Origin of the sequence: Bradyrhizobium sp. B039 (genome assembly GCF_038965675.1) — a bacterium.
GTDB classification, from domain to species: Bacteria; Pseudomonadota; Alphaproteobacteria; order Rhizobiales; family Xanthobacteraceae; genus Bradyrhizobium; species Bradyrhizobium diazoefficiens.
Genome location: NZ_CP152416.1, coordinates 4678941 through 4705103 on the forward strand (window position 1 = coordinate 4678941; position 26163 = coordinate 4705103).

At 65.2% G+C, this 26163-nt stretch carries 24 protein-coding genes and 1 pseudogene; 9 read left to right on the forward strand and 16 right to left on the reverse strand.

The window, feature by feature from the left end:
* Positions 1–139: 139 nt before the first annotated feature.
* The 5 genes from AAFG50_RS21875 to AAFG50_RS21895 all read right to left on the reverse strand — a co-directional run bounded on the left by AAFG50_RS21875 (position 140) and on the right by AAFG50_RS21895 (position 6425).
* Positions 140–1759 carry a sulfite reductase subunit alpha gene (locus AAFG50_RS21875; RefSeq protein ID WP_028173990.1) on the reverse strand — a complete coding sequence of 540 codons (1620 nt, stop codon included), beginning with the start codon at positions 1757–1759 and terminating at the stop codon, positions 140–142.
* Positions 1756–3537 (reverse strand): NirA family protein, encoded by a 1782-nt coding sequence (locus tag AAFG50_RS21880; RefSeq protein ID WP_028173989.1) that lies wholly within the window; start codon positions 3535–3537, stop codon positions 1756–1758. The genes AAFG50_RS21875 and AAFG50_RS21880 overlap by 4 nt, the downstream gene beginning before the upstream one ends.
* A 334-nt stretch (positions 3538–3871) precedes the next feature.
* Positions 3872–5035, reverse strand: coding sequence for a CmpA/NrtA family ABC transporter substrate-binding protein (locus AAFG50_RS21885; protein ID WP_028173988.1), 1164 nt, complete (start codon positions 5033–5035; stop codon positions 3872–3874).
* Positions 5032–5622 (reverse strand): ANTAR domain-containing protein, encoded by a 591-nt coding sequence (locus AAFG50_RS21890; protein ID WP_011087344.1) that lies wholly within the window; start codon positions 5620–5622, stop codon positions 5032–5034. Before AAFG50_RS21890 ends, AAFG50_RS21885 begins: the two co-directional genes overlap by 4 nt.
* Positions 5623–5861: 239 nt before the next feature.
* On the reverse strand, positions 5862–6425 hold the full coding sequence (locus AAFG50_RS21895; RefSeq protein WP_028173987.1) for a hypothetical protein: 564 nt from the start codon (positions 6423–6425) through the stop codon (positions 5862–5864).
* A gap of 190 nt (positions 6426–6615) precedes the next feature.
* Between AAFG50_RS21895 and rimO the strand changes: the two genes are divergently transcribed.
* Positions 6616–7935, forward strand: coding sequence for a 30S ribosomal protein S12 methylthiotransferase RimO (gene rimO, locus AAFG50_RS21900; RefSeq protein ID WP_011087346.1), 1320 nt, complete (start codon positions 6616–6618; stop codon positions 7933–7935).
* Positions 7936–7954: 19 nt separating this feature from the next.
* Here rimO and AAFG50_RS21905 read toward each other — a convergent pair whose 3' ends face one another.
* The 5 genes and pseudogenes from AAFG50_RS21905 to AAFG50_RS21925 form a co-directional block, all read right to left on the reverse strand.
* A complete protein-coding gene (locus tag AAFG50_RS21905) occupies positions 7955–8908 on the reverse strand; it encodes a hypothetical protein (protein WP_231166482.1) in 954 nt (317 codons plus the stop codon).
* A 31-nt stretch (positions 8909–8939) separates the two neighbouring features.
* Positions 8940–9071 (reverse strand): annotated as a pseudogene (locus AAFG50_RS21910) (hypothetical protein); the annotation flags it as partial.
* Positions 9068–9487, reverse strand: a complete 420-nt coding sequence (locus tag AAFG50_RS21915; protein WP_028173986.1) for a carboxymuconolactone decarboxylase family protein — start codon at positions 9485–9487, stop codon at positions 9068–9070. The gene AAFG50_RS21915 and the pseudogene AAFG50_RS21910, both read right to left, overlap by 4 nt.
* On the reverse strand, positions 9420–9851 hold the full coding sequence (locus tag AAFG50_RS21920) for a MerR family transcriptional regulator (RefSeq protein WP_028173985.1): 432 nt from the start codon (positions 9849–9851) through the stop codon (positions 9420–9422). The genes AAFG50_RS21915 and AAFG50_RS21920 overlap by 68 nt, the downstream gene beginning before the upstream one ends.
* 157 nt (positions 9852–10008) lie before the next feature.
* The gene (locus AAFG50_RS21925) at positions 10009–10956 is read right to left on the reverse strand and encodes a hypothetical protein (protein ID WP_028173984.1); all 948 of its coding nucleotides are present in this window, start codon (positions 10954–10956) and stop codon (positions 10009–10011) included.
* Between the two features lie 124 nt (positions 10957–11080).
* Between AAFG50_RS21925 and AAFG50_RS21930 the strand changes: the two genes are divergently transcribed.
* The 3 genes from AAFG50_RS21930 to AAFG50_RS21940 all read left to right on the forward strand — a co-directional run bounded on the left by AAFG50_RS21930 (position 11081) and on the right by AAFG50_RS21940 (position 14460).
* Entirely contained in the window at positions 11081–12229 is a 1149-nt protein-coding gene (locus AAFG50_RS21930) for a tetratricopeptide repeat protein (protein WP_231166483.1), read from the forward strand.
* A 125-nt stretch (positions 12230–12354) separates the two neighbouring features.
* Complete coding sequence (locus AAFG50_RS21935) at positions 12355–12996, forward strand: membrane protein (RefSeq protein ID WP_028173982.1); 642 nt, start codon at positions 12355–12357, stop codon at positions 12994–12996.
* A 267-nt stretch (positions 12997–13263) separates the two neighbouring features.
* Entirely contained in the window at positions 13264–14460 is a 1197-nt protein-coding gene (locus tag AAFG50_RS21940) for an acetylornithine transaminase (protein ID WP_028173981.1), read from the forward strand.
* 125 nt (positions 14461–14585) lie between these two features.
* Here the strand turns inward: AAFG50_RS21940 and AAFG50_RS21945 are convergent, their stop codons facing one another.
* From AAFG50_RS21945 to pcsA, 3 genes are all read right to left on the reverse strand, one after another.
* A complete protein-coding gene (locus AAFG50_RS21945) occupies positions 14586–15560 on the reverse strand; it encodes a quinone oxidoreductase (RefSeq protein WP_028173980.1) in 975 nt (324 codons plus the stop codon).
* 92 nt (positions 15561–15652) lie between these two features.
* Positions 15653–16378 carry a TerC family protein gene (locus AAFG50_RS21950; RefSeq protein WP_028173979.1) on the reverse strand — a complete coding sequence of 242 codons (726 nt, stop codon included), beginning with the start codon at positions 16376–16378 and terminating at the stop codon, positions 15653–15655.
* On the reverse strand, positions 16375–17142 hold the full coding sequence (pcsA, locus tag AAFG50_RS21955) for a phosphatidylcholine synthase (RefSeq protein WP_028173978.1): 768 nt from the start codon (positions 17140–17142) through the stop codon (positions 16375–16377). Before pcsA ends, AAFG50_RS21950 begins: the two co-directional genes overlap by 4 nt.
* Before the next feature lie 87 nt (positions 17143–17229).
* Between pcsA and AAFG50_RS21960 the strand changes: the two genes are divergently transcribed.
* Entirely contained in the window at positions 17230–18414 is a 1185-nt protein-coding gene (locus tag AAFG50_RS21960; RefSeq protein ID WP_028173977.1) for a UbiH/UbiF family hydroxylase, read from the forward strand.
* Positions 18415–18420: 6 nt separating this feature from the next.
* Here the strand turns inward: AAFG50_RS21960 and AAFG50_RS21965 are convergent, their stop codons facing one another.
* Positions 18421–19374 carry an AEC family transporter gene (locus AAFG50_RS21965; RefSeq protein WP_028173976.1) on the reverse strand — a complete coding sequence of 318 codons (954 nt, stop codon included), beginning with the start codon at positions 19372–19374 and terminating at the stop codon, positions 18421–18423.
* A gap of 106 nt (positions 19375–19480) precedes the next feature.
* Here AAFG50_RS21965 and hspQ point away from each other — a divergent pair, with 106 nt between their 5' ends.
* Positions 19481–19813: a heat shock protein HspQ gene (hspQ, locus tag AAFG50_RS21970; protein WP_011087359.1), complete on the forward strand. Its 333-nt coding sequence runs from the start codon at positions 19481–19483 to the stop codon at positions 19811–19813.
* Between the two features lie 77 nt (positions 19814–19890).
* Here the strand turns inward: hspQ and AAFG50_RS21975 are convergent, their stop codons facing one another.
* The gene (locus AAFG50_RS21975) at positions 19891–20718 is read right to left on the reverse strand and encodes an invasion associated locus B family protein (RefSeq protein ID WP_028173975.1); all 828 of its coding nucleotides are present in this window, start codon (positions 20716–20718) and stop codon (positions 19891–19893) included.
* A 260-nt stretch (positions 20719–20978) separates the two neighbouring features.
* Between AAFG50_RS21975 and AAFG50_RS21980 the strand changes: the two genes are divergently transcribed.
* The 3 genes from AAFG50_RS21980 (at position 20979) to AAFG50_RS21990 (ending at position 25648) form a co-directional block, all read left to right on the forward strand.
* Complete coding sequence (locus AAFG50_RS21980; RefSeq protein WP_028173974.1) at positions 20979–22817, forward strand: extracellular solute-binding protein; 1839 nt, start codon at positions 20979–20981, stop codon at positions 22815–22817.
* Between the two features lie 23 nt (positions 22818–22840).
* Positions 22841–24343 (forward strand): class I adenylate-forming enzyme family protein, encoded by a 1503-nt coding sequence (locus AAFG50_RS21985; protein ID WP_011087362.1) that lies wholly within the window; start codon positions 22841–22843, stop codon positions 24341–24343.
* 84 nt (positions 24344–24427) lie between these two features.
* Positions 24428–25648 (forward strand): hypothetical protein, encoded by a 1221-nt coding sequence (locus tag AAFG50_RS21990; RefSeq protein ID WP_028173973.1) that lies wholly within the window; start codon positions 24428–24430, stop codon positions 25646–25648.
* Positions 25649–25710: 62 nt separating this feature from the next.
* On the opposite strand, the gene AAFG50_RS21995 is transcribed toward AAFG50_RS21990, so the two are convergent.
* Positions 25711–25947 (reverse strand): hypothetical protein, encoded by a 237-nt coding sequence (locus tag AAFG50_RS21995; protein ID WP_028173972.1) that lies wholly within the window; start codon positions 25945–25947, stop codon positions 25711–25713.
* Positions 25948–26163: the final 216 nt, after the last annotated feature.

The following is a 26163-nucleotide window of genomic DNA, read 5'->3' on the forward strand; positions in this document are numbered from 1 at the left end:
GATGACAGCCGGACTTTAGGCCCTGGACCCGGTCCAAACAAAAATGGCGAAAACAACCCCATGCACAGTAGAAACGCGAGCTCGGCGTGACGCCCGGCGCTTGCTCCGCCGGGACGATTCACGCTGATCTTGTCGCGCCTTAGTAGACGTCAGCCTGGAAGCGGCCGGTCTTCTTGAGCTCGGCAACGAAACTGACGGCTTCGTCGGTCGAGCGCGCCCCGAACTGGGCGACGATGTCGACCAGCGCGCGCTCGACGTCCTTGGCCATGCGCTTGGCATCGCCGCAGATGTAGAGATGCGCGCCCTCGGCGAGCCAGGTCCACAATTCGCGGCCGACTTCGCGCATGCGGTCCTGCACGTAGAACTTCTTCTCGCCGTCGCGCGACCAGGCCAGCGACATGCGCGTGAGCAGGCCCGAGGTCTTCATCGCGTTGAGCTCTTCCTGGTAGAAGAAGTCGCAATCGCTGCGCTGGTGGCCGAAGAACAGCCAGTTCTTGCCCGGCGCACCGGTCGCCTTGCGGTCGAGCAGGAAGGCGCGGAACGGCGCGATGCCGGTGCCGGGGCCGATCATGATAACCGGCGTCTTCGGGTCCTGCGGCAGGCCGAAACCATGCGCCTTCTGCACATAGACCTTGAGCTTCTCGCCCTCAGCGATGCGCTCGCCGAGGAAGGTCGAGGCAACGCCGATGCGTTTGCGCTTGCCGATCACATAGCGCACGGAATCGACCGTCAGCGACAGTTTTCCCGGCGTCGCATTGTGCGAGGACGAGATCGAATAGAGCCGCGGCTGGAGCGGCTCCAGCGCCTCGACGAAGGCTTCGGGATGCGGCCGTATGCCGGAAAACTTTTGGAGCGCCGCCATCACGTCCAGCGTGGCGGCGTCGCCATCGGGATCCTCGCCCTGCGCCAGCGCCCGCGCCTTTTCGCGCTGCGCGCCCCCGGTGATGAAGGAGATCAGCTCGAACAGCGAGTCAGGCGCCGGCGACAGCGAGACGTCGTCGATCAGCACCTCGCGCAGCGTCTTGCCGTTCACCTTGGTGGTGTGGGAAGCGCCGAGCAGTGCGATGATCTGGTCGACGAGGCCGACATCGTTGCGCGCGAACACGCCAAAGCTGTCACCGACGATGTAGTCGAGCTTGCTCGCGGAGAGATCGAACTCGACATGATAGGTCTCCTTCTCCGACTTCCCCTTGTTGAGGAGGCGCCGCGACAGGAAGGTCGCCTCGGTCGGATTGTCGCGCGAGCGGCCCGGCTCTGCGATCGTCACGGTCACGGCCGGCGCTGCCACCGCATCCGCCTTGTCGGCCCCCTTGTCGCCCACCCTGGCCGCCGGCGCCTTGTCCAGCTCCTCGTACAGCGACTTCAGCATCCGCGCGGTTTCCTTGCCGCCGGGAACACACAGGTTGAGCCGCGCTTCGCTGCGGGTGGCGATCGCCTCCGAATAGTCGTGGCAATTATAGCCGCACTGGCCGCAATCCTGCTGCGCCATCGCCGCCATCATCTTGCGGCGGACGGGACGCCCCTCTGCAAGCTTCATCCGGTCGGCGATCGGCATGGTCTGGTCGTGCCATGGCGCTTCGCCATCGTCGCCGTCGCCGGCTTGCATGACGGCGGCGCCCTGCTCCGCCGACAAGGGCGTAGCCACATCAGGCGACAGCAACCCGGCAAAGAATCCGTTCAGCCAGGAGCGCTGCGCGTCGGAGAACGGGGCGCTGGCGGGAATGATATCGAGTTTCGGCGGAGGGGTGATCTGGTTCATGCGGACACCTGTGCATCGGCAAGCTTGCGCAGCGTCTCGCCGTCATGGCGGCGCGCAAAGGAGAGGAAGGTTTCGTCGGGCGAGGCGCGATGGGCGATATAGGCCTTGAGCAGCGCTTCGACCGTCTTCGGCGCGTCCTCGGCCTTGAGGTCGTGATAGACCTCCTGCCCGACGTCGGCATCGGGGCCGAACCCGCCGCCGGTGAAGAGGTGATAGCCCTCGACCGTGTCATCCTCGTTCACCGGCACCCGCGCTCCGATCAGGCCGATGTCGCTGATGTAGTGCTGCGCGCAGGAATGGTGACAGCCGGTGACGTGGATGTTGACCGGCTTGTCCATCTCGACGCGCGGCTCGCACCAGTCGCCGATCTCGGCGGCGTGGCGTTTGGTGTTGGAGGCGGCGAAGCGGCAGCCGGCATTGCCGGTGCAGGCGATCAGGCCGGCGCGGATATGCGAGGCCTCGACCGCGAGCCCGATCTGCTTGATCGCGGCAATCGCAAGCTCGACGTTCTCGTCGCGCACGCCCGGGATCAAGAGGTTCTGCCAGACCGTCAGGCGGATCTCCCCGTCGCCGAGGTCACGCGCGACCTTGGCAAGGCCCCGCATCTGATCACAGGTGAGCTTGCCGAGCGTCAGCGAAACGCCGATCCAGTTGAGGCCGTCCTGCTTCTGCTTGTGCACGCCGATATGAGCCATGCGGTCAGCCGCAGGCCGCGGCGCAAACGCCTCTTCCGGCACGCGCGTGAATGGCGTCTTCAGCCGTTCTTCGACGAGCTTCAGGAAGCCGTCATGGCCCATGGCGTCGAGCACATACTTCAGCCGCGCCTTGTTGCGATTGGTGCGGTCGCCATGGTCGATGAACACGCGCACGATGGCATCGGCGACAGCGGTCGCCTGCTCCGGCTTGACGATGATGCCGGAATACTTTGCAAAATCCTTGTGGCCGGTGATGCCGCCGAGGCCGAGCCGGAACCAGACCCCGGGCTCGACGCCGAACCCGTCCTTCACCTCGAACGCCGTGAAGGCGATGTCGTTGGTCTCTTCCAGCACCGCGATCCTGCCGGCGCCGTCGAAGGCGACGTTGAACTTGCGCGGCAGGCCGTAGAGCGAGCGGTCGTTGAGGATGTGGTAGTGCCACTCGCGCGCAAACGGCCGCGTGTCGATGATTTCCTGCGGATCGATGCCGGCGGTCGGCGTCCCGGTCACGTTGCGGATGTTGTCGGCGCCGGAGCCGCGCGAGCACAGGCCGAGATCCTGGATGCCCTCGATCAGCTTCACGGCGTGCTTCGGCGGGATCTCGCGAAGCTGGAGGTTGGCGCGCGTCGTGACATGGCTGTACGGCCCGCAGAGATCGTCGGCGAGATCGGCAAGGCCCGACAACTGCCAGTGCTTCATGATGCCGTTCGGGATGCGCAGGCGGCACATGTAGGAGTCCTGCGTCGGCGCGACATAGAAGATGCCGAAGTAGCGCCAGCGGAAATTGTCCGCCGGGCTCGGCGGCGCATTGTCGAGCGCCTGCTGTCGCAGCCGCGGATAGGCGTCGAAGGGATGCTCGTCGCGCTTGAACTTCTCCTGGTCGGCGAGCTTCTTGCCCGAGGCGATGACCTTGTCCTGCGCCTTGATGTGCACGGCATCCGGACCGGTCGGCTCGGCATTCGCCTTGCCGGAGCCGCCACCAAGACCGCGACCGACCCGGCTGATCTGCAGACCGGTCGTGAAGCCTTCGAGATAGCGCTTCTGCTCGTCGGTAAAGTCGACTGAGACTGTTTCGAGTTTCATGGTCAGTAACGAAGCTCCTGCGGCCACCGGGGTGGTATCGACGGAAAATTGCGCGACCCGCGAGGCACTCGGCTGGCTCAAGAGCCTGCTCTGCACCCAACGGTCCGATCAGCTTCGTTGCTGCGGGACTCGGCTCAGCAGGCGTCTGTGACAAGCTGGCCGCAGTGCAACATACAAGTTGCGTGCCAGCTTCATCGAAATGAGAATTGCTGCAATTTCAGATCATTAGGAGTGCCCCCGGGAACTCCCGGGCGGGGAACTCTCACGAAATTCGAGCAGCCAGCCCAAAATTTAGACGAAGAGCCCAGGCGCCTAAAAACGATGCAGGCTCGAATCAGGCCTTCCAGCGACCGACTTCGAAGGCCTCGAGATGCCCCCTGATATTGTCGGGATCGAAGACGGGGCCGGCGAACGCCCCGAACGCCGCGGGAGCCTCGCTGGGCGCCCGGCTGCCCAGGGCGGCATCGTAGAGATCCGGCCTGAACACGGCCATCGCCGTCTTGACGCCGTCCGGCGTCAGCGCCGTCTGTCCCCAGCGCACCATCTGGGCGTAGAGCCAGGCGGCCTGGACCGGATCGGGGCGCCCTGCCCCTTCGCGTCCGACCAGGAGGTAACGGCCGCTCTCGCGGAAGGTGCCGTCGGGCGAGATCTTCAGACGTCCCGTGAGCGTGCGCTGGATCACCTCGGCATCGACGCCGATCCGCTCCGGCTGCGCCAGGATGCGCGCGGCCTCGATGCGGTTCTCCGGATGCTCGATGAACTCGGCGGCCTTCACGGCCGCGCGCACGAGGCTGGCGACCACGTCCGGATTCTTGTCGGCCCAGGTCTGGCGGACCGCCAGCACCTTCTCCGCCGCCCGGACGAGGATGTCGGAGGCGAAATGCAGGATGTGGCCGATGCCGAGATCGACCGCGACCGAATTCCAGGGCGCGCCGACGCAGAACGCATCGACATGGCCGCTCCTGAGGCTGTCCACCATGTAGGGCGGCGGCAGCACCACCAGCCGCACGTCCTCGTCGGGATCGACGCCGGCCGCCGCCATCCAGAACCGCAATTGGTAATTGTGGGTCGAGAAAGGAAAGGTCATGCCGAAGGTCAGCGGATCGGCACCTAGCTTGCGCCGCCTGGCGACCACCCGCGCCAGCGCTTTCGCCGTGACGAGCGGATCGAAGCGGTCGCCGTCGATCTCCTCCATCAGCGCGGCATGGAGCGTCGGCGACACCGTGATCGCGTTGCCGTTGATGCCGAGATTGAACGGCGCGGCGATCGGCACCTTGACGTGGCCGAGCCCGAGCGAGGACGCGATCGCCACGGGCGCCAGCAGATGAGCGGCGTCGAACAGGCCGATATTGAGCTTGTCGCGGACGTTGGACCAGGAGACCTCGCGCACCAGCTCGACGTCGAGGCCTTCGGCGGCAGTAAAGCCCTTGTCGACGGCGACGATCAGCGCGGCGGCATCGACCAGCGGAATGAACCCGATGCGAAGCGGTCCGGTCATTTCAGCATCTCCGACGCGGTGATGATCGACTGGGCGATCTCGCCGATTTTCTTCTTCTCGCGCATCGCAGTCGAGCGCAGCAGCACATAGGCCTCGTCCTCGGTGAGGCCCTTCACCTTCATCAAGATGCCCTTGGCGCGCTCGATGATCTTGCGGTCCTCGAGCTGCGACTTGGTGCGCTCGAGTTCCTCCTGAAGCTTGGCGAAGGCGTTGAAGCGGGACACGCAGAGGTCGAGGATCGGCTTGATGCGCTCCTTCTTCAGCCCGTCGACGATGTAGGCGGATACGCCCGCCTCGACCGAGGCCTGGATCGAGGCTGAATCGCTCTGGTCGACGAACATCGCGATCGGCCGGCGCACGGCGCGGCTGACCTGGAACATCGCCTCCAGCACGTCGCGGCTGGGGTTTTCGAGATCGATCAGGATGATGTCGGGATCCACCGCATAAATACGGGCCAGCAGGCTCTGCATCTCGCGGATATGGGCGACCTGCGTGAATCCGGCCTCCCGCAACCCCTCCTCGAGGATCGCGGCCCGGATCGGGCTTTCGTCGACGATCACGATTTTGGGCGACTGCTCGGCGCTCATGGCTCACTCACGTCAGGTGATTCATCCATAGCACGCCGGAACGCCCTGCAAAGGGTTGTAATTGACCGCATTTAGGACTAGCTCCTGCCGATCAATCAGGCAGATCAAGAGATATGCAAGAGACGGCTGCGCCCAAGGTCAGCTTCGTGTCGCTCGGATGCTCCTGAGACAACGAATGTAAACTTTCAAAGCCGCCCACTCCCGCCCGACGGCAGCTGCCATCTGGTGGGCTTACGCTCTTACGGAATCCTCGCGCCAGCGATCATTTTATCGAGGAGTGGCACGGCGGCCAACACCGCACCCTCGTTCTTGCCGGAGACCGCCAGCCGCACGACATAGGAGTTGCCGTCCTTGTCGACATCAACGTAATGCGCGATCACTTCGACCGGTTGGTCCTTCAGGGACGGATTGTCGTACCGGTTGATGATGACACCGGGGCTGGCCGAGGGAAGCGAGGTGATCTTGGCATTCTTGCCGGACGTCGCCGCCCAATCCTGATCGCTCGTTGCCACCCATTGAACCAGTTCGGTTCGATCCTTGTTGTAGCGGCCTTCGGCATAGATGATTGCTTCGGCGTTACCGAATCCCTTCCCCCTGGGCACGAACATTGAGGCGCCGTATTTGAGGCTTGCGGCCTCGTCCTTCGCCCACCCATCGGGCGCCTTCACGCGCGGCCTGAATTCCGGACACAGGCCTTTTTGTCCGTCGCAAACACGTAAGATCTTGTCGACTTCAGCCCGCGCCGGAAACATCGCACTCCAGGAAATGACGGCGAAAACCATGCCGAGGATGAAATGGCGCATCGCAGTTTAGCTCCGTGGAAATACGCAAGAACAGAATAACAACGGGAACGTGCACGTTGGAGGATTCATCTCGGCCCCTCCAGTCACACAATCGGAACCGGTCCATAGGTTAGTTATTGAATTTCGCCATCGGTTCAATTACTTGGATCGCTAAATCCGGACAATTCAGATCTAGGCTCCAGGCGATACAATGGACAGAGCGCCCCGCATTTCATTCACGTCACTCGGTTGTCCCAAGGCATTGGTGGATTCCGAGCGCATCATCACGCGCCTGCGCGCCGAGGGCTACGAGCTCGCCCGCAAGCATGACGGGGCCGACATCGTCATCGTCAACACCTGCGGCTTCCTCGACAGCGCCAAGCAGGAATCGCTCTCGGCGATCGGCGAGGCCATGGCCGAGAACGGCAAGGTGATCGTGACCGGCTGCATGGGCGCGGAACCCGAGCAGATCGAGCAGGCCTATCCCGGCGTGCTCTCCATCACCGGCCCGCAGCAATATGAGAGCGTGCTGGACGCGGTCCACCGCGCGCTGCCGCCCGCCCACAATCCGCATCTCGACCTGGTGCCGCCGCAGGGCATCAAGCTGACGCCGCGGCACTACGCCTATTTGAAGATCTCCGAGGGCTGCAACAACCGCTGCACCTTCTGCATCATCCCGAAGCTGCGCGGCGATCTGGTCTCGCGCCCGGCCAATGACGTGCTGCGCGAGGCCGAGCGGCTGGTCGGCGCCGGCGTCAAGGAGCTGCTGGTGATCTCGCAGGACACCTCGGCCTATGGCGTCGACCTGAAATACGCCGAGAGCCCGTGGAAGGACCGCCAGGTCCGCGCCAAATTCCTCGACCTCGCGCGCGAGCTCGGCGAGCTCGGGGCCTGGGTCCGGCTGCAATATGTCTACCCCTACCCGCATGTCGACGAGGTCATCGCGCTGATGACGCAAGGCACGGTGCTGCCCTATCTCGACATCCCGTTCCAGCATGCGAGCCCCGAGGTGCTGAAGGCGATGAAGCGCCCGGCGGCGCAGGACAAGACGCTGGCGCGGATCAAGCGCTGGCGCGAGGAATGCCCTGATCTTGCCCTGCGCTCGACCTTCATCGTCGGCTTCCCCGGCGAGACCGACGCGGACTTTGCCTATCTGCTCGACTGGCTCGACGAAGCCGAGATCGACCGCCTCGGCTGCTTCAAATACGAGCCGGTTGCCGGTGCGACGTCGAATGCGATCGCCAATCCCGTGCCGGAAGAGGTCAAGCAGGAGCGCTACAACGCGCTGATGGCGCGCCAGCAGAAGATCTCGGCGCGCAGGCTGAAGCGCAAGGTCGGCACGCGCCAGCAGATCATCATCGACGAGGTCGGCCCGACCGTTGCCCGGGGCCGGTCGAAGGCCGATGCGCCCGAGATCGACGGCGCGGTCTACCTGTCGAGCCGCCGCCCCTTGCGCGTCGGCGAGATCGTCACGGCAAAGATCGAGCGCGCCGACCAATACGACCTGCACGGCAGCGTCGCGGGGTTCTGAGAGCACTCCGTCAACGGGCTCAACCCAGTGTCGCCCGGTAAATCCCGTCCTCGCCGAAGTGATAGAGATGCCTGCCGCGGCCCTGCAAACGGCCGCGCGGTCGCGCTGAGCCGTCGGGCATGAACAGGTATGCCCGCCTCACAAGAATCATGCCCTCTCGATCCGATCGTCCGATGTAGGCCACATTGGGTGGATCGTCGTATTGGCCCGAGAACAGAATCTCCGTCTCGGACATTGCGAACGCGTGGCAGCCTCGAAGCTTCGTTTGCTTCCAGGTCAATTCGAAGTCTGCGCCAATCCGATAGAGCGGGAAATCCGAGTAGAAGAAAATGGCGGCCTCTGGGCCCGCCACATTGAGCGCGTAGCAGTCGTCAATCGTGTGGTCTGCATCTGCTGGAAATTCCCAGACCTTCTCTCCCAAAGTCGAGAAGCAAACCAAGCCGGCCTGCCCGACCGAACTGCCAAAAACACCCTCGTCGAAATACCCAATCCAGATCCGTCCGAGGTCATCGATCTGGAGATCGCTGATGGCATCGCCGAGGCCGACGCGGTCTGCTCGTCCGGTCCGGGGATCAAAGATGACTCCGTTCAGGTCGTGGTCGGTCTCGGCCCGCCAGTTGTGTCTGCGGCTCGCCAGCAAGACCCGCCCGTCGGGAAAGAGGTCGACATGAGAATGGCCGAGCTCAAGCGGAGGCAGATCGATCCATAGCTCCGATCCGGCAGCCGACTTGTGCAGACCGTAACGCTTCAACCTTTCCATCTTCGGATGCGGCAATACGCCAGAAGCGCGCAACGCGGCTGCAGTCGATGCGCTGTCTCCCGAGGACTCGAACAGGAAAAGTAGCGACTGATCGCCCGCAACCCCGCTCGCAACGAGCGAAAATCCGAGACGCGTCGGCGCCGTGCCAATCTTTTCGAACTGTATCGATCTAATCAAACGAGCCCCCGATGCTGCCTGAGGCAGCATCACCAAGCGCGCGCCGGGCGCAAGTGCGAAGTCGCGATCAGGCTTCGGCCAGCCATTTCGGCACCCAGCGCTCCGGACGCGGCGCGCGGGCGAGGTCGGCCTGTGCCTCGGCTAATTTTGCCGGCTCGCCCCCGATCGTCGGGCGCACATCGTGTTCGAAGTTCGTCATGTCGCTTCTCCCGACCCCTGCCGTCCATCATGCGCGGAAAACACCTCCTTGGCTGCGAACAGCCCGTTCACCGCCGCCGGGAAGCCCGCATAGACGGCCATCTGCATGATGATCTCCACGATCTCGTCGCGAGACAGCCCGACGTTCAGACCCGCCTCGATATGCACTTTGAGCTGAGGCGCGGCATTTCCGAGCGCCGTCAGCGCGGCGATCGTCGCGATCTCTCGATCGCGCAGGCCGAGATCCGGGCGGCTGTAAATGTCGCCGAAGGGAAACTCGATCACGTATCGTGCGAAATCCGGAGCGATGTCGGCGAGTGAGGTGACGACCTTTTCGCCGGCTCTGCCGTCAATGCGTGACAGGGCCCGCTGGCCGCGATCGAAGCGGCTTTCGGCTTGTGTTTGGGCGTGCGTCATTTTCCTTCGTCCTCTGTTCGCCGCCGGCATAGCCGGCGATCTTGGTATCAAGGACGAGCAGGCATTCCTGGAGTTCGGCAATCTCCGTGCGAACCTGTTCCCGGTGGATTTCCAGCATCTGCCGCCGGGCTGGCCCGGTGGCTTCGCCTTCATCACGAAGCGCCGCATAGCGCAACATGTCCCGGATCGGCATTCCCGTGGTCTTGAGCCGACCGAGGAATTCGATCCATGTGAGGATCGATGCGTCAAAGTCACGCTGGCCGGAACGATCCCGGTCTGCGTATGGCAGCAGCCCGATGCGCTCATAATAACGCAACGTGTGAGTCGACAAGCCGGTTCGTTTTGCGAGGTCGCCGATCTTCATGTGTGCCCGTTCTCGTACTGACGCACGTACAGATACCCCCTCGAGCGCACTCTAAGTCAAGGGGGATCGAAGGTGCCGTTCCCGCGAGGTCAAGATGGCACGACAGCAGAAGATTTCGGCGCGCCGGCTGGGCGGCAGCATCGCGGGATTCCGAGCTTCAGGATGCCGCCAGCCATTTCGGCACCCAGCGCTCCGGGCGCGGAGCGCGGACGAGATCGGCCTTCGCCTCGGATAGCAGCGCAGGCTCGCCGTCGATGGTCGGGCGCAGATCGTATTCGAAGTTCGGCATGACGCGGCCGTCGGCGTAGAGCCCGAAACTCATCGCGTACCACAACCCGAGCTCGGGCTGTGCGCGGCGCATCTCTTCGCGCAGGTCGCGTAGCAGGGATTCGATCGAAGAAGCTTCCTCGAACGGCTGCGGTCCACGCGTGAGGACGCGCGCCTGATACTGCGCGCCCGATATCGCGACCTCGAAGTTCGTCTTGTCCCAGGGCTTCTTCCCCTTCGGCAGATGCGCAGCCAACCGCCAGCCCAACTCGGCCATCAGGCGGTGATTGGCCCAATAGTCCTCGCGATCCCGGCTCCATTTTTCCACGAAGCCGCGAAAGTCGGGAAGCTCCGACGATGCGTCGTCCGGCGTCATCGGCTCGCCAGCCGGCCGCCCGGCGAGCCACCGCGCGAGCTCGACCGTCTGACACTCGACCTCGTCATGCGGCAGCAGGTCGCTCCAGGCGTTACCGAATTGCTGAGACGTCAGTTTTGCGAGCAGACCGTCAAGGCTCGGCGCCAGCAGCTCGTAGTCGCCCTCCGACCCCAGACCGACGATCGGCGGATTGTCCCGGTCGAGACCGGCACCGTACCACCCGCCGACGGCCGAGCCGTCCGGAAGTCGCATGAACAACGAAAACCTGTCGCGCAGGGGACTACCGTCGACGATCGGCGCATGATCGGAGAACTGGCCTTGCAGGGAGAAGCGGCCGACGCTGCCCCACGGGCGCCCGTTCAGCCAATCGGCGAATTCGACAAGCAGGGATGGCGCTTCGATGCCCGGCGGAAATGCGCCGCGAATGCTGTCGAGGTCGATCGGGTAAGGCGTATCGGACAAGGCTGAATACTGTCTGGTTGGTCACGCCAGTGTTGGTCTCAACGGACCAGCGTCCGGTTCGAACCAATTCGCGTCCTTCGATCACAAACGCGCCAGAGGCTCAATGGTTTCTGCGCGGCTATCGATGAAATACAATCACGAGGTTGGTATCCGGGCCGGGCTGTGCGCGATTGGCACAGCATTGATCCTGCTTGCACTTCCCGCCGCTGCACAATCGCCATCACCCGCCCAGGCGCGGCAATGGTGTTTCGGCACCGACAAGGTCGGCGACGACCGGCGCCTCGCCGGCTGCTCGGCGGTGCTGCAAGCCAATCCCTCCAATCCGCTGGCGCTTGCCAACCGCGGCGAGATCTTCCGGCGCAAGGGCGACGCCGAGCGTGCGCTCGCCGATCTCAACCGCGCCATCGATCTCGATCCGAACGACGCCATCGCCTGGTACAATCGCGGCATTGCCTATGACGATCTCGGCGATCGCGACCACGCCATCGCCGACTATACGCGCGCGATCCGGCTCAAGCCAAATGACGCGCTCTACTACAACAACCGCGGCAATTCCTACATCGGCAAGAACGACTACGCCCATGCGCTCGCCGACTACGATCAGGCCATCAAGCTCGATCGGACATTCGCGCTCGCCTATTTCAATCGCGGCACGGCCTATCGCGAGCACGGCGAGGCCGATCGCGCGCTCGCCGATCTCGACATGGCGATCAGGCTCGATCCCAACTATGGCCCGGCCTACGGCAACCGTGCACGCATCCTCCGCGACAAGGGCGAGCGGGCCCGGGCGCTGGCCGATTTCGGCAAGTCGCTTCAGCTCATGCCGAACAACGACCGCGACGCCTATGCGCGCGCGAACATGTATTTCGACGACCACGATTACCCGCGGGCGCTGGAAGACTACGACCGCGCGATCAAGGCCAATGCGAGCTATGCCGGCGTGTTCAATGCCCGCTGCATGACGCGCGCGATCCTGGGGCAATTGCAGGAGGCGCTGGCCGATTGCGAGCAGTCGCTTCGGATGCGCCCGGGCGATCCCTACACGCTGGACAGCCGCGCCCTCACCTACCTCAAGCTCGGCAATCTCGACGCGGCGATTGCGGACTACGACACGGCGCTGAGCGCAAAGCCGGAGCTCGACAGCGCGCTCTACGGCCGCGGCCTTGCGAAACGCAGGACGGGTGACGCCGACGGCGCGGAGCGCGACATCGCCGCGGCCAGGGCGATCAATGCCGGCATCGCCGACGTGTTCGCCCGTTACGGCGTGCAGTAATTTCTCTGCGCAACCGTCGTGCCGCGTACGACCGCACGCCGGAATGTGACACTATAGTGCATTCACGCGGAGGTCACGGACTCGTCCTAACTCTGCCGCGCTTTCAACGCGAGCGAGGATTGATGATGAGCTGCCTCTCGGACATGCTGCGCACGCAGCGCTTCGACGATTACCGCTTCTACCACCAGAGCACCGTCAACCAGACGCTGCACTTCTTCAGCGCCGTGATCTTCCTCGCCTGCTATGCGCTGCTGTTCAAAGATCCGGCGCTCGCGGGACTCGTCGGCTGGCTCGCGATGCTGACACGGCAGACCGGGCATTTCTTCTTCGAGCCGAGCGGCTATGACGCAGTCAACGACGTCAGCAACGCGTACAAGGAAGCGGTCAAGGTCGGTTACAACCAGACCCGCAAGATCATCCTGCTCCTGGTCTGGGGCAGCGCGCCGCTCGCGCTGTACGTGTTCCCCACTCTGTTCGGACTGTTCGATCCACCCGCCACGCGTCTCGACTTCATCCGCCATGTCGGCGCGCTCTGGCTCGCGATCGGCGTCGGTGGCGGACTTGCGCGCATGATCCAACTCTTCGTCGCGCGCGATGTCACAACCGGACTGGTATGGGTGTTCAAGGTGCTGACCGATCCCTTCCACAACATCGCACTGTACTGGACATCCCCGCTCAAGCTGATGCGCGGCGAGCTCATCGACAGCGCGATTGCGGCTGCGGATTGGGGGGCGGAGGACGCCGAAGAAGCTGCGCATCCGACCTGACCGATGCACGCTCGGCGGGCATCTCGCGAAACGCCCGCTTGACAAGCCCTGCCCTTCGGCTGTAGGGACGCGGCCCATGATCAATTCTCGGACCAACCGCCGCGCAGCTTTCCGTCGTCGCACCCGCGACGATGATGGGTTGCGCCATGTCCGACGACGCCGCTGAAGCACTGAATTCAGCCAGTTTTCGAGAAGGCCGCACCCGCAAAGTGCGGCCTTCTTGCTTTTTGCGTCCATTTTCCACCCGCCCCTCCAGAGGAGTTCGACATGACCACCGCCACCCATCCGTATGATGCGCTGATGGACATCACCGCACGGCCCAAGGCCGTGTTCGTCCGCGGCGCCGGCTCCTACCTCTGGGACGACAGCCGCAAGCGCTATCTCGATTTCGTGCAGGGCTGGGCCGTGAACTGCCTCGGTCACTCGCCATCGGCGATCGCCGACGCGCTTGCCGCGCAGGCCAAGCGGCTCCTGACGCCAAGCCCGGCGTTCTACAACGAGCCGAGCCTCAAGCTCGCGCAGGCGCTGGTCGCAAACAGTGCCTTCGACCAGGTGTTCTTCGCCAACTCCGGCGCGGAGGCCAATGAGGGCGCGATCAAGCTCGCGCGCAAATACGGCAGCCTGCACAAGGGCGGCGCATTCGAGATCATCAGCTTCGAAGGCGGCTTCCACGGCCGGACGCTGGCGACGATGTCGGCCTCGGGCAAGAAGGCGTTCGAGCCCTTGTTCGAGCCGAAGGTCGCCGGCTTCAAGAAGGCGAAGCTCAACGACATCGCCTCGGTCGAGAAGCTGATCAACGACAACACCGTCGCGGTCATGCTCGAGCCGATCCAGGGCGAGTCCGGCGTATGGCCCGCGACCGATCAGTTCCTGCAGGAGCTGCGCGCGCTGACAAAGGCGCACGGTCTGCTGCTCATTCTTGACGAGATCCAGACCGGCATGGGCCGGACCGGAAAGCTCTTTCACTACGAGCACGCCGGGATTTCGCCCGACATCATGACGCTCGGCAAGGGCATCGGCGGCGGCGTGCCGCTCGCCGCCCTGCTTGCGACCGAACGCGCGGCTTGCTTCGAGCACGGCGACCAGGGCGGCACCTTCAACGGCAACCCGATCATGTGCGCGGCCGGCCTTGCGGTGCTGGACGAGGTCGGCAAGCCGGACTTCCTGAAGTCGGTCACCGAGACCGGCCTCTTGCTCGAAAGCGAGTTGCAGAAGGTCTCGGCCCGGCATGGCCTCGGCGGCGTGCGCGGCCGCGGCCTGCTGCTGGCGCTCGACCTCAAGCTGCCGATCGCGCCCGGCATCGTCGCGCAGGCGTTCGAAGCCGGCGTGCTGCTGAATGCACCGCAGGTCGACACGCTGCGCTTCATGCCGGCGCTGAACGTGACGCGGGCGGAGATCGCCGAGATGATCGACTGCCTCGACGCGATCCTGACCAAGGCCGGCGCGGCGAGGCGCGTGGCGTAGCGGCGCATACACAAGCTCGTCATTCCGGGGCGATGCGAAGCATCGAACTACGGTGCGCAATTGCGCGCCTGAGAATCTCGAGATTCCGGGTTCGGCTCTTCGAGCCGCCCCGGAACGACGGTTAGCTACGGCTTCAAGATCGACGCGCCGGTGGTCTTGCGGCTTTCGAGATCGATATGCGCCTTGGCGGCATCCTTCAGCGCGTAGGCGTGGTTGATCGGCACGTGCAGCTTGCCGTTGATGACGGCGGAAAACAGCGTGTCGGCGCCTTCCAGCAATTCCTTGCGCGTGCCGACGTAATCGTTGAGCTTCGGCCGGGTCGCGAACAGCGAGCCGTGGTTGTTGAGCTCGGCGATCGAGAACGGCGGCACCGGACCCGAGGCATTGCCGAACGAGACGAACATGCCGCGCGGCTTCAGGCAGGACAGCGAGCCCGGGAAGGTCGCCTTGCCGACGCCGTCATAGACGACATCGCAGCCCTCGTTGCGGCTGATTTGTTTGACGCGCGCGACGAAGTCCTCCTCGTTGTAGAGGATGACGTGGTCGCAGCCATTGGCTTCCGCAAGCTCGGCCTTCTCGCGCGAGCCGACCGTGCCGATGACGTGGGCGCCGAGCGCCCTCGCCCATTGGCAGGCGAGCAGGCCAATGCCGCCGGCGGCGGCGTGGATCAGCACGCGATGGTGCGGCTCGACCTTGAAGGTCTTGTGCAGAAGATACCAGACCGTGAGCCCCTTGAGCATCAGCACGGCGCCCTGCTCGTGGGTGATGTGGTCGGGCAGCTTGACCAGCTTCTCCCACGGGATATTGCGCTCGCCGGTATAGGCGCCGAGATTGTGGTAGTAGGCGACGCGGTCGCCGGGATGGAAATTCGTGACGCCCGGCCCGACCGCGATGACCTCGCCCGAGGCCTCGTTGCCGGCGATGAAAGGCAGCTCCGGCGCCTTGTAGAGGCCGGTGCGATAATAGACGTCGATGAAGTTCAGCCCCACCGCATGCTGGCGGATGCGCACCTCGCCGGGGCCGGGCGCCGGCACGTCGACGCTCTCATAGACCAGGGCTTCGGGGCCTCCGACCTTGTGCACACGGACGGCTTTGGTCATTGACTGACCTCCTCTCGGTCGTCGTGGCGGCAAGCCAAAGACATCACGACCACCTTGTCAACTCGACTTGGAATGGAACGGACCAAACGCGACTATTTGCCGGCTTTCCTGCGGTTGCGCTTGGCCAGCACGTTGAAGAACTCCACCGCGGCCGAGAACGCAATTGCGAAATAGATGTAGCCGCGCGGGATGTGGAATTGGAATCCATCCGCAACCAGCGCGACGCCGATCAACACCAGGAAGGCCAGCGCCAGCATCTTCGTGGTCGGATGCTCCGCGACGAATCGCGACACCGGCCCCGACGAAAGGTACATGATCAGGCAGGCGATCACGACGGCCGCGATCATGATCTCGATGTCCTGCGCCATGCCGATCGCGGTGATGATCGAGTCCAGCGAGAACACGATGTCGATGACGATGATCTGGACGATCACCCAGAAGAAGGCGTTGCGGCCGGAAGCCCTGTCGCCCTCCCCCTCATCGGCTTCGACCTCGGCGTGGATCTCGTGCGTCGCCTTCGCGATCAGGAACAGGCCGCCGCCGATCAGGATGAGGTCGCGCCAGGAGAAATCGTAACCCGCAAACGAGAACACCGGCGCGGTCAGGCCGATCAGCCAGACCAGAACGCTGAGCAGGATGATGCGGAACACCAGCGCCAGCGCGAGCCCGATCTGGCGGGCGCGGTGCGCCTGCTTCTCCGGGATGCGCGAGACGATCACCGACAGGAAGATCACGTTGTCGATGCCGAGCACGATCTCGAGCGACGTCAAGGTGAGCAGCGCGGCCCAGGCTTCGGGGCTGGCGAGGAGATGCATCATGCGAAGGATCTTGCGAAGCGGATCAATGCGTCGCTGAAGCTGATCCAGAGCGCGATGGCGCACAGCGCGAGCGTCACGCCGGGACCGACGCGAAAATCCATGTCCAGCGTGTAAAGGGAGAGCACCGCCCAGATCCCGATCAGCGACATCGTCAGCCAGCGCAGCCGCACGACGCGGACCGGATGCAGCACGTGGAACGGCACGAAGGTCAGCACCACGAGGGCCGCGACCAGCAGCGTCGACCACAGCGGCGGCCAGTGCAGCAGGAACAGGTAGAACGCAGCCGCGTTCCACAGCGCCGGGAAGCCGCGGAAATGATTGTCATCGGCCTTCATGCGCAGATCGGCGAAATATAATGCGCTGGTGACGATGATGGCGACGCCGAGCAAGGGAGCCGCGACCGGCAGCAGCAGGCCGCTCGCCACGATCGCGTAGGCCGGCACGAACACATAGGTGACGAAGTCGACCACGAGATCGAGCACGTCGCCCGACCAGTTCGGCTGCACGTTCTTGACGTCAAGCCGGCGCGCGATCGGACCGTCGATCGCGTCGATGATCAGCGCGACGCCCAGCCATTGAAACATCGCCGCCCAGTGCTCGCGCACGGCCTCCAGCATCGCCAGCAGCGCAATGGCCGCGCCGAAGGCGGTGAAGACGTGCACCGAGAAGGCCGCGGCGCGCATCGCCGGTCTCGGCTTCAGGGAATCCTGCTGGGTATCCATGGCTTCTGCTATCAGAACGAGGCCGGTTTGCACATAAGCCATTGCGGCGCCCGGTCGCACAATTCGCCACAAAATCACGGAAAAATAGGTGGGCTTGAATTTGCCGCCGGGCGTGTCAAATGTCGTTCCATGACAGACGCATCGACACTCTTTGACGCAGCCGTGATCGGCGGCGGACCGGCGGGACTTAGCGCGGCCATCGCGCTGGCGCAGGCGGGTGCACGGACCGCGCTGGTGGCGCGCCGCCTGCCCTATGCCGACAACCGCACCACGGCGCTGCTAGGCGCCTCCGTCGAGCTGCTGGAGAGCCTCGACGTCTGGCCGCGCTGCAAGGACAAGGCGGCCGCGCTCGAAATCATGCGCCTCGTCGACGACACCGGCCGGCTGTTCCGGGCGCCGGAGGTCCGCTTCTCCTGTCACGAGATCGGGCTCGACGCCTTCGGCTACAACATCGACAACCGCTCGCTGATGCTGGCGCTGGAAGAGCGCGCGGCCGAGCTGCCCGGGATCGTCCGTTTCGACGACGAGGCCGAAAGCGTCGTCATTGAAGCCGACGATGTCGCGATCCGCACGGCCTCCGCGCAATTCCTCGCAGCCCGCTTCGTGGTCGGCGCCGACGGCCGGCATTCGCTGTGCCGGGAGGCTGCCGGCATCGCGGTGACGCGGCGCGACCTGACGCAGACCGCGCTCACCTTCAACGTCGGCCATGCGCGGCCGCATCGCAATGTCTCGACCGAGTTCCACACGCCCCACGGGCCCTGCGTGTTCGTGCCCCTGCCCGGCAACCGCTCCAGCATCGTCTGGGTCGCGGCTCCCGCGGAAGCGGAACGGCTCCGCGGTTTAAGCGACGACGAGCTGTCCGCCGCGATCGAGAAGCAGTCGCATTCCATCCTGGGACGCATGACGGTCGAGCCCGGCCGCAACCTGTTTCCGCTGGCGATCGAACGTCCGAAATCCTTCGGCCGCGACCGCATCGCGCTGGTCGGCGAAGCCGCCCATGTGGTTCCCCCGATCGGCGCCCAGGGCCTCAACCTTGGCCTGCGCGATGCCGCCGACATTGCCAGGCTTGCGGGCGATGCCATCGCCTCGGGCGAGGATCCCGGCGCGCCCGACGTGCTCGAGCGCTACGACCGCGCCCGGCGGCCCGACATCCTGAGCCGGACCTTTGCGATCGACATCGCCAACCGCTCCCTGCTCAACGATTTCCTGCCGCTCCAGCCGGTCCGCGCGGTCGGCATGCACCTGCTCGGCGCCATCGGCCCGCTCCGGCGCTTCGCCATGCGGGAGGGGCTGACGCCGACCTGGCGGCGGTAAGCTCGCTCACGGAAACGCCAGCCGGCCGGTCTGGATCGCCCACATCACGCTGGTCAGCGTGACCACGGACGCAAACGTCCCGAGCAGCACGGCGACGGAGGCGGATTCGATCCAGGCGTCATTCTGCCGGGCGATCACGAACACGTTGAGCGCCGGCGGCAGCGAGGCCATCAGCACGGCGGTCGCGGCCCAAGGCTGCGCGAACGGGCCGAACGCCAGCATCAGGCCGAACGCTGCGAGCGGATGGATCAGCAGCTTCACCGCGACCACGCCCGGCACCTCCCACGGCACCCGGTCGAACGGGCGGAGCGCCACGGTCACGCCGAGCACGAAAAGCGCGGTCGGGGCTGCGGCGTTCTGGAGGAATGTGATGGTGCGGTCGAGCGCGACCGGCAGCTCGATATGCAGCGCTGCCACCGCCGCGCCAAAACAGGCCGACATGATCAGCGGGTTGAGCACGATCTGCTTCAGCACCACGCCGAACGCATGGACGATCGAGGGATGATCGCGGTCGGACAGCTCGATCAGGAGCGGCACGATCGTGAACAGGAAGATGCTGTCGCAGCAAAAGATCAGCGCGGTCGGCGCCGAGGCCTTCGCCCCGAGCACGGCGAGCGCCAGCCCCGGCCCCATATAGCCGATATTGCCGTAGCCGCCGGAGAGCCCTGCGAGCGTCGCCTCGCGCAGGGTCAGGCGGCCGAGAACCTTGCCGACGACGAGCGCCAGCGTGAACGCCGTAACCGTCGACAGCGTGGTTGCGACCAGGAACGGCGGGTTGTTCAGCTCCGCAAACGGCGTCTTCGACATGATCGCGAACAGCAGCGACGGCAGCGACACGTAGAGCAGGAAGAAGTTCATCCAGGCCAGGCCCGATTCCGGCAGGGATTTGATCTTGCCGCAGGCAAATCCGACGAAGATCAAGCCGAAATACGGTAGCGCCAGATTGAGGATATCGACCATTTCTCAAGTTTCTTCTGAAGACTTGGGAGCTATCTGCCCCTTAAGCGGACGTTAATTCGAAGTTAGGCCACTAGCATCGGCCACAATCCTGGTCTATCGACGGGGAATGATAAAAGCGCGGACCGCGAAATTTCAGATCGGACAGGTCGTTCGCCACCGGATCTTCTCGTTCCGGGGCGTGATCTTCGACATCGATCCGGAATTCAACAACACCGAGGAGTGGTGGCTGTCGATCCCGGAGGAGGTGCGGCCCCACAAGGACCAGCCGTTCTACCATCTGCTCGCGGAGAACGCGGAATCCGAATACGTCGCCTACGTGTCCGAGCAGAACCTGTTGCCCGACGAATCCGGCGAGCCGATCCGCCATTCGCAGGTCGCCGAGATCTTCATCAAGGACAAGGGCGGCGGCTACCGCCCGCGCAATCCGTCGCTGAACTGAGTTAAGCCGCCGGCAAGCGGCCAATAAAAAAGGCGCTCGGACTGAGCGCCTTTTTCATGTCAGGGATCTGGTCCCGATTATTTCTGGCCGGCCGGAGCCGCGCCGGGCGCAGCACCGCTCTGCTCGAGCTTCTTGCGCTGCTCGTCCGCCTTCTTCTGAAGCTCTTCCTGAAGCTTCTTCTGGGTTTCCTCGAACACCTTCGGATCGGTCGGCGGACCGTCATAGGCCTTCTGGAATTCGCCGGCGAGCGGCAGCGGCAGCGTCAGCGGCGCGCCGTTGGCGTTGATCGCCTGGACAACGAGATTCTGGCCCTTCTTCATGTTGGCGATGAGCTCGGGCGTCGCTTCGTAGTCCGACATGCAGCCGTTCTGGAAGCAGATCACGTACGGGCTCTGCAACGGCGCATTGCTGTCCACGATGATGCGGGTGCCGTGCACGAGCTGCATGCCGAGCGGCAGCGTCACGCGCAGGATCTTCTTCGGCTCGCCTTCCGGCTCGATGATGACGGCGGCGATGACCGGCTGGCCCGACTCGATGCGGCCGTCCTTGCCGGTGAAGCAGACCTGCTTGGCGTTGGCGTCCTGGCCCTTGAGGCAGAACTTGGTCCAGGGGGCGTAGATCAGCTGGATCTGCTGGTCTGCCGGCTGGGCTGCGCCCTGCTGCGCCGGCGCGCCCGCGGCGGGAGCCTGCTGGGCGGGCGCCTGAGCGGCCGGTGCCGGAGCCTTCGGCGCAGCCTTGGGAGCGGCTTTCGGGGCCGGAGCTGCCTTGGGCGCGGCGGGCGCACCGGGAGCCGGCGCCGGGGTCTGGGCCTCGGCGGCAAACGGAACGGCCAACGCCGTCGCCGTCAACAAGGCGAGAAGTCGCCCGCGCGGCCGGACGGACGCGGCCAAGTAACGGAAATTCATTGCAGAAAACCCTTTCTGAACGGGAAGTGCCCGAACCGCTCCGAAGCGCCGAACCAAGCCGCCTTGGGCGCGGCTCTCTCCCCGTCAAATGAGGCGGATAAGTGACGGGCTCGGCGCTCTTGCGCGATTGCCCGCCTTCTTAACGTGGCCGACGAAAAGATCAATGCCGACAAGCGTCTTTGGTCACTCTGGCGCCAGCGCCCCACCAAATTCCCTGTGATAGGATTCAGGTCCGCCGGTCCTCGAATCAACGTGTGCCGATGTTCATGTTCCAACGCCTTCTCGAGGGCCCCGGCATCCGCCATTGCATCATCCTCGCCTCGGCCCTCGTTATGGCCCTCGGCGCCGGGTTGCCGGCCAGCGCACGGGCCGAGGAGGCCCATGCCATCGCCATGCACGGCAAGCCGGCTATGCCCGCCGATTTCACCCACATGCCCTACGCCAATCCCGATGCGCCCAAGGGCGGCCGGCTGACCTGGGGCATGCTCGGCACCTTCGACAGCCTCAATCCGTTCATCGTGAAGGGATTGGCGGTGCAGCCGATCCGTGGCTACGTGGTCGAAAGCCTGCTTGCGCGTGGCCAAGATGAGTCGTTCACGCTCTACGGCCTGCTCGCCAGATCGGTCGAGACCGACGACGAGCGGAGCTACGTCACGTTCCGCCTCGATCCCCGCGCCCGGTTCTCCGACGGCAAACCGGTACTCGCCGAGGACGTGCTGTTCTCCTGGCAGCTGTTGCGCGACCACGGCCGACCGAACCTTCGGCAATACTATGCCAAGGTCGCCAGGGCCGAGGCGACCGATCCTCTCACCGCCCGCTTCGACCTCACCGGCGCCAACGACCGGGAATTGCCGCTGATCCTCGGCCTGATGCCGATCCTGCCGAAGCACGCGGTCGATGTCGCGACCTTCGAGGAGACGACGCTGACCGGGCCGGTCGGCTCCGGCCCGTATCGCGTCACCGCGGTGCGGCCCGGCGCCAGCGTGACGCTCAAGCGCAATCCCGACTATTGGGGCCGCGACCTCGCCATCAATCGCGGCCTCTACAATTTCGACGAGATCAGGCTCGACTTTTTCCGCGAGGCCAACGGCCAGTTCGAGGCCTTCAAGCGCGGCCTCTACGATTTCCGCGTCGAGAACGAGCCGCTGCGCTGGCACGACGGCTATGATTTTCCGGCCGTCAAAAGCGGCGAGGTGATCCGCGACACCGTCAAGCCCGGCGTGCCGCAGCCCTCGGAATTCCTGGTCTTCAACACCCGCCGTCCGATGTTCGCCGACATCCGCGTGCGAAAGGCGCTGACGCTGCTGTTCGATTTCGAGCTGGTCAACCGCAACTACTTCTTCTCGCTCTATTCGCGCGTCGCCGGCTATTTCGCCGGCTCGGACCTGTCGGCCTATGGCAGGCCTGCGGACGCGCGCGAGCGCGAGCTGCTCAAGCCGTTCGCCGCACAGATTCCGCCCGATGTCATGGACGGCAGCTACCGCCTGCCGGTGACCGACGGCTCCGGCCGCGACCGGGCCACGCTGCGCGCCGCGCTGAAACTGTTGTCGGAGGCCGGCTACGATCTCGACGGCACCGTGCTGCGCAACCGGACGACCAAGGCGCCCTTCACGTTCGAGATCCTGGTCACGACCCGCGACCAGGAGCGCATCGCGCTCGCCTTCCAGCGCGACCTCAGGCGCGCCGGCATCGAGCCGAGCGTACGGTCGGTCGATCCCGTGCAATTCGACCAGCGCCGGCTCGCTTACGAGTTCGACATGATCCAGAACCGCTGGGACCAGTCGCTGTCGCCCGGCAACGAGCAGTATTTCTATTGGGGCAGCGCTGCCGCCGACAATCCAGGCACCCGCAACTACATGGGCGCCAGGGATCCGGCGGTCGACGCCATGATCGCCGCCCTGCTGGAGGCCCGTGAACATACGGCCTTCGTCTCGGCGGTGCGCGCGCTGGACCGCGCCCTGATCGCGGGCTTCTACACAATCCCCCTGTTTAACGTATCCGAGCAATGGATCGCGCGCTGGAATCGGATAGAACGGCCAAAGGCCACTGCGCTGTCCGGCTACCTGCCGGAGACTTGGTGGTCGAAGGGTGAGCCTTAGGGCCAGTCAAGCGAAGTGACGCCGTGAACCAGCAAGCCGTATCGCCGACGCTCGACACGCTGTTCCAGCGCACGCTGATGCGGCAGCCGCACGCGACCGCCCTGCTCGACCCCCTCAACAAGGCGCGCGTGACCGGGCACCAGCCGCGGCGGCTGAGCTATGCCGAGGCCGATACCGCCATCGAGGCGCTGTCGGCCTATTTCGTCGAATCGGGCCTGCCGGCCAATTCCGTCATCGCAATCCAGCTGCCGAACACGGTCGAGTTCGTGCTGACGGTGCTCGCCGCCCATCGCGCCGGTCTCGTCGTCGCCGTGCTGCCGCTGCTCTGGCGCCACGCGGAACTGACCGCTGCGCTCAACCGCACCGCCGCGCGCGCCATCGTCACCATGAGCAGGGTCGACGGCGTCAGCTATTCCGACCTCGCGATGCACGCTGCGGCCGAGGCGTTCTCGATCCGCCATGTCTGCGGCTTCGGCACCGACCTGCCCGAAGGCATGGCCTCGCTCGACGAGGTCCTGGCCCGCCCGCCCGGCACCACGCGCGCCGTGATCCAGGACGGCCGCAAGGCGGCGATGATCTCCTTCGACGTCACGGCGGAAGGCTTTCGCCCGGTGCCGCGGCCGCATTTCAGCCTGATCGCCGGGGGCCTTGCGATGTCGCTGGAGGCCGACATCAAGCAGGGCGCAACCGTGATGGCGGCGTTCACGCCGATGTCGTTCGCCGGCCTCGCCTCCTCGCTCGCGGTGTGGCTGCTCTCGGGCGGCGCGCTGGCGCTGCATCATCCGTTCGAGAACGACGTGCTAGAGCAGCAGATCAACGAGCATGAATGCGAGGTGCTGATCGCGCCCGCGCAGCTCGCGCTGCGGCTCGGCGATTCCGACCTGGCGGCGCGGATGCCTACCTTACGCAACGTTATCGGCCTGTGGCGCGCGCCCGAACAGGTGGCGGCAAGCGATGCCTGGATCGCGCCGCATGCGCCGCTGACCGACGTCTATCTTTTCGGCGAGGCCGGATTGTTTGGCGCCCGCCGCGGCGAGGACGGCATGCCTGTTGCGGTAATGCCGGGGCCGCACGGCGCCCCGCGCGAACAGTCCGGCTCCTCCATCGCCGGCGAGATCCTGCTGACGCCGAAGGGCACGCTCGGCCTCCGCGGGGCGATGGTGCCGATCGCGGCCTATGCCCCGCCGCAGCCGGTCGGCGAGACGCTGATCGCGCAGCCGCCGCGCGACTATGTCGACACCGGCTATGCGGCGCGGCTCGACCGTCCGAGCGGTGCGATCTGCATCACCGCGCCGCCCTCGGGCATCATGGCCGTCGGCGGCTACCGCTTCCTCTCCAACGACCTCCAGGAATGGGCGCGCCGGCTCGGCCAGGGCGCCCTGCTCACCGCGCTGCCCGACCGCCTTTCCGGTCATCGGCTGGCGGGCCGGGCCCAGGACAATGCCCGCGCCCGCGAGGCGCTCAACGAGCTTGGGCTTAACCCCCTGATGGTTGAGGCTTTTCGCGACCGCTCCGGGGCGGCCTAGGCGCACTTTCGACCCATTCGTTGACGCTGCATTAAGGCGGCCAAACTAGATTGCGCAGCATCTGTCGCGTGATCAGAGTTTGCGATGTCCCAGGCGGGCCCGATCCTTTTTGTGTCCAATGCCGAGCGCCCCGCCTTCGTTGCGGCGCTGGACGAGGCCCGTCTCTTCCCCGTGGTCGACACCGACTGGGCCAGCGCGGTGCGCGCGGTCGAGCAGGTGCAGCCGGCCGCGGTTCTCGCCGCAATGAACAGCGGATATGAGCCGTATCTGGCGCTGCTCGCCAAGAAGATCGCCGACCAATCGCTTTACCTGCCCTTCGTGGCCCTGGACGCGGCGGGCACGCTGCCTCACAACGCCCTGCCCTTCTCCTCGCGCGGCAATCCCGACCGCCTGAGCGCGCGGCTGCGCGCCGCGCTGCGCGTGCGCACCCTTCATGCCACCGTGCTGCGCCGGCTGCCGGAGGCGAAGGTCGCGCTGCCGGAGAGCGACCCGTCGCGCGATGCCACCGTGCTCCTGATCGGCCGCGGCGCGGCCTATCCCGCACTCTCCGTCGCGCTCGGTGAGCGCGTCGGTGTCATCGGCGCGCTCTCGATCGAGGCCGCAGCCAAGCATCTCAACACTCGCGATATCGATGGCGTCGTGCTCGCAGAAGGTTTTACCGCGCGCGTCATCGACGCCTTCCTCACGGTGCTCGCCGAAGACACCCGCTTCCGCAGCCTGCCCGTGGTCGTGACCGCACACCAGCTCGTGCAGACCTACGACCTGCCCAATCTCGAGCTTATTCCGGGCGAGCCGGCGAAGGTCGCCGCCAACGCGCTGCCGCTGATCCGCCAGCACGCGATGGAAGCGCAACTGAGCCGCACGCTGCGCTCGATCGACGCCGGCGGCTGGCTCGATCCGCGCAGCGGCCTGCTTACGACGGAAGCCTTTGCCCGCGACTTCTCCAGAGCGGTCGAGCAGACGCTCGCCCGCGGCGGCGGCCTGTCGGTGGCGCGCTTCGCCTTCGATCCTTCAAATCCCCGCGCGCAACTGGATGCTGCGCGCATCCTGAGCCGCCTGATGCGGCAGATGGATTTCGGCGCGGCGCAGAAGGACGGCTCGGTCATCGTCGTGTTCGCCGAGACCGACTTCCGCACCGCCCACATGATCGCCCGCCGTCTCTCCGCGGTGATGCGGCACACCTCCAACGGCAAGCACGAGATGCGCAGCGATCCCGTGGTCAGCGTGGACTCGCTGTCGTCGTCGGATACGGCCAGGTCGTTGCTGGCGCGGCTGTCCGCCGACGCCTCGCGCGCGGCGTCGTAGTCATTCGCCAGCGTTCAATAATCCAATACGCGTCTTGATGTCCGCCGTCGGGCCTCGGACGCTCACGTCATCATGAGCTTGATCTGGCCGTCCTCAACGGCTCCCATCGCGAGAGCGTCGCGAGCCATCTTTTCGACGGCCGGCCAATTCGCGAGAAGGTATTTTTGCGCCTGCGCCTTGGTTGGGAGCGTTGTCTGCAGAACACAGGTCTGCCGCGCGTTCCCGTTCGCGATCTGAAAGGACACGGCTTGGGGCCCTTCTTTGAGCTCTTGCTCGGTGGGCTTGGGAAACTTGCGCATGCGGCTCCTTCTCGGGGCTCAGCGAACGGGTGCGGTGACCCCGGACGCTTGATCGGCGCGGGCCATCCCGGCCGCGATCTTCCTGGCTTTCGCTGGGCGATTCGACTCGCGGCTGGGCTGCGTGTTGCGGACTGCCTCAGTCAGCATCTCGCGAAGCTCAGCCTTCGTCTTGGGTGGTTGCCGTGGACTCGACTTCTGCCAATTGGTCATACCCCT

Excerpts from the sequence above, each read along its gene's own strand:
- AAFG50_RS21875 (WP_028173990.1), bottom strand. The coding sequence starts at position 1,759 with ATGAACCAGATCACCCCTCCGCCGAAACTCGATATCATTCCCGCCAGC.
- AAFG50_RS21880 (WP_028173989.1), bottom strand. The coding sequence starts at position 3,537 with ATGAAACTCGAAACAGTCTCAGTCGACTTTACCGACGAGCAGAAGCGC.
- AAFG50_RS21885 (WP_028173988.1), bottom strand. The coding sequence starts at position 5,035 with ATGACCGGACCGCTTCGCATCGGGTTCATTCCGCTGGTCGATGCCGCC.
- AAFG50_RS21890 (WP_011087344.1), bottom strand. The coding sequence starts at position 5,622 with ATGAGCGCCGAGCAGTCGCCCAAAATCGTGATCGTCGACGAAAGCCCG.
- AAFG50_RS21895 (WP_028173987.1), bottom strand. The coding sequence starts at position 6,425 with ATGCGCCATTTCATCCTCGGCATGGTTTTCGCCGTCATTTCCTGGAGT.
- rimO (WP_011087346.1), top strand. The coding sequence starts at position 6,616 with ATGGACAGAGCGCCCCGCATTTCATTCACGTCACTCGGTTGTCCCAAG.
- AAFG50_RS21915 (WP_028173986.1), bottom strand. The coding sequence starts at position 9,487 with ATGACGCACGCCCAAACACAAGCCGAAAGCCGCTTCGATCGCGGCCAG.
- AAFG50_RS21920 (WP_028173985.1), bottom strand. The coding sequence starts at position 9,851 with ATGAAGATCGGCGACCTCGCAAAACGAACCGGCTTGTCGACTCACACG.
- AAFG50_RS21930 (WP_231166483.1), top strand. The coding sequence starts at position 11,081 with ATGAAATACAATCACGAGGTTGGTATCCGGGCCGGGCTGTGCGCGATT.
- AAFG50_RS21935 (WP_028173982.1), top strand. The coding sequence starts at position 12,355 with ATGAGCTGCCTCTCGGACATGCTGCGCACGCAGCGCTTCGACGATTAC.
- AAFG50_RS21940 (WP_028173981.1), top strand. The coding sequence starts at position 13,264 with ATGACCACCGCCACCCATCCGTATGATGCGCTGATGGACATCACCGCA.
- AAFG50_RS21945 (WP_028173980.1), bottom strand. The coding sequence starts at position 15,560 with ATGACCAAAGCCGTCCGTGTGCACAAGGTCGGAGGCCCCGAAGCCCTG.
- AAFG50_RS21950 (WP_028173979.1), bottom strand. The coding sequence starts at position 16,378 with ATGATGCATCTCCTCGCCAGCCCCGAAGCCTGGGCCGCGCTGCTCACC.
- pcsA (WP_028173978.1), bottom strand. The coding sequence starts at position 17,142 with ATGGCTTATGTGCAAACCGGCCTCGTTCTGATAGCAGAAGCCATGGAT.
- AAFG50_RS21960 (WP_028173977.1), top strand. The coding sequence starts at position 17,230 with ATGACAGACGCATCGACACTCTTTGACGCAGCCGTGATCGGCGGCGGA.
- AAFG50_RS21965 (WP_028173976.1), bottom strand. The coding sequence starts at position 19,374 with ATGGTCGATATCCTCAATCTGGCGCTACCGTATTTCGGCTTGATCTTC.
- hspQ (WP_011087359.1), top strand. The coding sequence starts at position 19,481 with ATGATAAAAGCGCGGACCGCGAAATTTCAGATCGGACAGGTCGTTCGC.
- AAFG50_RS21975 (WP_028173975.1), bottom strand. The coding sequence starts at position 20,718 with ATGAATTTCCGTTACTTGGCCGCGTCCGTCCGGCCGCGCGGGCGACTT.
- AAFG50_RS21980 (WP_028173974.1), top strand. The coding sequence starts at position 20,979 with ATGTTCATGTTCCAACGCCTTCTCGAGGGCCCCGGCATCCGCCATTGC.
- AAFG50_RS21990 (WP_028173973.1), top strand. The coding sequence starts at position 24,428 with ATGTCCCAGGCGGGCCCGATCCTTTTTGTGTCCAATGCCGAGCGCCCC.
- AAFG50_RS21995 (WP_028173972.1), bottom strand. The coding sequence starts at position 25,947 with ATGCGCAAGTTTCCCAAGCCCACCGAGCAAGAGCTCAAAGAAGGGCCC.